Consider the following 3688-nt stretch of genomic DNA (forward strand, 5'->3'; position numbering starts at 1 on the left):
CCCCGCCGGGCCGCGCCCGTGTGTCAGCGGCTCAGGCGCCGCTCTCCCTGAGCATGTCCTCGCGCTCGACGAGCTTCACGCGCTCGCGGCCCTGCGGCTCGCCCAGCGCCTTCTCCGCGGCGTCGAGGCGGTACCAGCCGTCCCACGTGGTGAAGCGGACCTTCCGCTCGGCCAGGTAGGCGTCCACGGCCTCCGGGTCCGGAGCGGCGGGTGTGTGCAGGCGGCCGTTCGCGTAGTCGTCCAGCAGGTTGGACACCGTCTCGTTGGCGTCGCCCTTGGTGTGGCCGATCAGGCCGACCGGGCCGCGCCGGATCCAGCCGGTGACGTACGTCGACCGGAGGTGCTCGCCGGACTCCTGGACGACGCGCCCGCCCTCGTCCGGGACCGTGCCCGAGTCGAGGTCCCAGGGCAGCTTGGGGAGCTGGTCGGAGAGGTAGCCGACGGCCCGGTAGACCGCCTGGACGTCCCAGTCCTTGAACGCGCCGGTGCCCTTGACGTTCCCGGTGCCGTCGAGCTCGGTGCGCTCGGTGCGCAGGCCGACGACCCTGCCGTCCTCGCCGAGGATCTCGGTGGGCGACTCGAAGAAGTGCAGGAACAGCTTGTGCGGCCGGTCGCCGACGTCGCGGATCGCCCAGTTCTCCAGGGTCTTGGCGACCATGTCGGCCTGCTTGTTGCCGCGCCGGGTCGCGATCGAGCCCTCGTCGTAGTCGATGTCCTCGGGATCGACGATGACCTCGATGTTGGGGGAGTGGTCCAGCTCCCGCAGCTCCATCGGGCTGAACTTGGCCTGGGCCGGGCCGCGGCGGCCGAAGACGTGGATCTCCCGCGCCCGGTTGGCCCGGAGTCCCTCGTGGACGTTCGGCGGGATCTCGGTCGGCAGCAGTTCGTCGGCCGTCTTGGCGAGAACGCGGGCCACGTCGAGGGCGACGTTGCCGACGCCGAGGACGGCGACCTTCTCCGCCTGGAGCGGCCAGGTGCGCGGCACGTCCGGGTGGCCGTCGTACCAGGACACGAAGTCGGCGGCGCCGTAGGACCCGTCGAGGTCGATGCCGGGTATGGGCAGCGCCCGGTCGGCCGTGGCGCCCGTGGCGAAGATCACACCGTCGTAGAACGCGCGGAGGTCGTCCAGGCCGATGTCGGTCGGGTAGTCCACGTTGCCGAAGAGGCGGATCTGCGGCTTGTCGAGCACCTGGTGCAGGGCGGTGATGATGCCCTTGATCCGCGGGTGGTCGGGGGCCACGCCGTAGCGGATGAGCCCGAACGGGGCGGGCATGCGCTCGAAGATGTCGATGGACACGCCGGGGTCGGCGGCCACCTCGGACTTGAGCAGGGCGTCGGCGGCGTAGATTCCGGCCGGGCCGGATCCGACGATGGCTACCCGCAGAGGGCGGGGCATGTTCAGGTTCCCTTCGAGCGGTAACAGATCGACTCTCGGGGAAGCCTAAGCTGAGGCAAGCCTAAGTCGGTACGCGGGTCCGGTCTATGAGCCCATAAGGACGACTTATGGGAGCCCATGGTACGGCTTTGCCCCGGGTTTGAACCCCCGGTCACGGGTGACGCAGGCGTGAGGCGCGGCGAACGCGTCCCATGCCGTCTCGTGAGGAGAGCCCCCGTGCAGCGTCCGGACGACCGCCCGGCACCGAACCGCTGGCGGGCCCTGTGGGTGACGCTGGTCGCCGGGTTCATGACCCTCCTGGACGTGACGATCGTCGCCGTCGCCCTGCCGTCCATGCAGCGGGAGCTGCACGCCTCCGCGGCGTCCGTGCAGTGGGTCGTGTCCGGTTACGCCCTCGCCTTCGCGCTGACCCTCGTCACGGCCGGCCGGATCGGCGACGCGTTCGGCAGGCGCCGCGTGTTCCTCGCCGCCCTGGCGGCCTTCGTGGTGTTCAGCGCCGCCGCGGGGGCCGCGCCCGGCATCGAGCTGCTGGTGGCCGCGCGGCTCGCCCAGGGCGTCGCCGCAGGCAGTATCGCGCCGCAGAACTCCGCGCTGATCCAGCAGCTCTTCCGGGGGGCCGAACGCGGGCGCGCGTTCGGTCTCTTCGGCGCCACCGTGGGGGTCTCCAGCGCCGTGGGACCGGTCGTCGGCGGGGTGATCCTCGCGCTGGCCGGCCCCGAGGGCTGGCGGTGGATCTTCTACGTCAACGTGCCCGTCGGCGTGCTGGCGCTCGTGCTCGGCCTGCGTCTGCTGCCGCGTGTCGCTCCCGGCCGCCGGGGACACCTCGACCCGGTGGGCGTCACACTCCTGGGGGCCGGGATCCTCGCGGTGATGCTGCCGTTGGTGCTCGCCGAGGCGGGCGGGGTGCGCCGTACGTGGTGGCTCTTCCCGCTGGGGCTGCTGGTCCTGCTCGGATTCGCCGGCTGGGAGCGCCGCGTCGCCCGCCGTGGAGGGGATCCGCTGCTGGACCCGGGACTGCTCACCGAGACCCGCGGCTACGCCACCGGTGCGGGCCTGGGCGCCCTGTACTTCGTCGGGTTCAGCGGGGTGTGGCTCGTGTTCGCGCTCTTCTTCCAGAACGGGCTGGGCTTCTCGCCGCTGATGTCCGGACTGGCGGTGACCCCGTTCGCCGTGGGGTCCGCCACCGCGGCGGCCGTGGCGGGCCGCCTGGTGGAGCGGCTGGGACGGCTGCTGACCGTCTGGGGACTCGTCGCCGTCATGGCGGGGCTCGGGACGACCGCGCTGGTGCTGTGGCTCGCGCCCTCCGACCGCGCCGCCTGGTTCGCGGCCCCGGCACTGCTGGTGGGCGGACTCGGCAGCGGCTGTGTGATCTCCCCGAACATCACCATGACGCTGCGGGACGTCCCGGTGCGGATGGCGGGAGCCGCCGGCGGTGCCCTCCAGACGGGGCAGCGCCTGGGCGGCGCCGTGGGCACCGCCGCGCTGCCTGGGCTGTTCTACGTGACGCTGAACACCACCCACGACGACTACCACGAGGCCATGGCCCTGTCGGTCGGCTCAGGAGTCGCCGCCATGCTGTGCGCACTGACCGTCGCCGTCCTCGACTGGCGCCGTGACCGCCATGCCTCCGAGGGCTGCCCGCCGGAGACGTCCCACAGCCACACCCACGCGGGGCAGGGCTGAGGAACCGTCCCGCGAGCGACCGCCCCGGCCCGCTCAGTGGGGGCGCTTGCCGCCGAACTTCCGCAGCATCTCCTGCGCCTGCGCGCGGCGGCGGGGGTCCGCGGCGGCGCGGCGCACCTGCTCCGCCGCCCGGCGGCCCTGCGGGCTGCGCGCGAACTGCTTGATCCGGTTCAGCATTCCGGCCATGACGTCCTCCGGGTCGACGGGTCTGGTCTGTCGTCCATGTACGTCGTCCTTCTACCCGCCGGTCCTCCGATAAGCCCGCGGGTTTGACGCCGCCGGGACGGGCGACCCGCCAGGGTGACAGTGCAATCCGACGCCGTGAGGTGAGCATTCGTGGCCGGCAACGAGAAATCCAGGGCCAGGACCGAACAGGCCAAGGGGAAGGCGAAGGAGACGGTGGGGCGGGCCGTCGGCAACGAGAGGATGACGGCCGAGGGCCGCGCCGAGCAGTCGAAGGGCGACGCACGCCAGGCCAAGGAGAAGGGCAAGGACGTGTTCCGGCACTGACGCCGGCGGCGAAGCGGCACCGCGGTGGGGCCGCGAGTGTTGGGTAGGCGCGCAACCCCGCCCCACCCGGGGGCCCCCCCCCCCACGAGCATGGGGGTG

At 72.6% G+C, this 3688-nt stretch carries 4 protein-coding genes; 2 read left to right on the plus strand and 2 right to left on the minus strand.

Annotated elements, in window-relative coordinates; all coding sequences use genetic code 11:
• Positions 1-31: 31 nt before the first annotated feature.
• A complete protein-coding gene (locus ACFWJB_RS35385; RefSeq protein WP_385473487.1) occupies positions 32-1396 on the minus strand; it encodes an FAD-dependent oxidoreductase in 1365 nt (454 codons plus the stop codon).
• A 216-nt stretch (positions 1397-1612) separates the two neighbouring features.
• Here ACFWJB_RS35385 and ACFWJB_RS35390 point away from each other — a divergent pair, with 216 nt between their 5' ends.
• Positions 1613-3079: an MFS transporter gene (locus ACFWJB_RS35390; RefSeq protein WP_386927422.1), complete on the plus strand. Its 1467-nt coding sequence runs from the start codon at positions 1613-1615 to the stop codon at positions 3077-3079.
• A gap of 33 nt (positions 3080-3112) precedes the next feature.
• Here ACFWJB_RS35390 and ACFWJB_RS35395 read toward each other — a convergent pair whose 3' ends face one another.
• Positions 3113-3265: a hypothetical protein gene (locus ACFWJB_RS35395; RefSeq protein ID WP_385473482.1), complete on the minus strand. Its 153-nt coding sequence runs from the start codon at positions 3263-3265 to the stop codon at positions 3113-3115.
• A 150-nt stretch (positions 3266-3415) separates the two neighbouring features.
• Here ACFWJB_RS35395 and ACFWJB_RS35400 point away from each other — a divergent pair, with 150 nt between their 5' ends.
• Positions 3416-3589 (plus strand): CsbD family protein, encoded by a 174-nt coding sequence (locus ACFWJB_RS35400; protein WP_385473480.1) that lies wholly within the window; start codon positions 3416-3418, stop codon positions 3587-3589.
• Positions 3590-3688 lie beyond the last annotated feature (99 nt).

This window comes from Streptomyces sp. NPDC127100 (assembly GCF_042724095.1).
Lineage (GTDB): Bacteria > Actinomycetota > Actinomycetes > Streptomycetales > Streptomycetaceae > Streptomyces.

Bases quoted from the DNA above. Each gene is read 5' to 3' on its own strand.
- ACFWJB_RS35385 (WP_385473487.1), bottom strand. From the start codon at position 1,396: ATGCCCCGCCCTCTGCGGGTAGCCATCGTCGGATCCGGCCCGGCCGGA.
- ACFWJB_RS35395 (WP_385473482.1), bottom strand. From the start codon at position 3,265: ATGGCCGGAATGCTGAACCGGATCAAGCAGTTCGCGCGCAGCCCGCAG.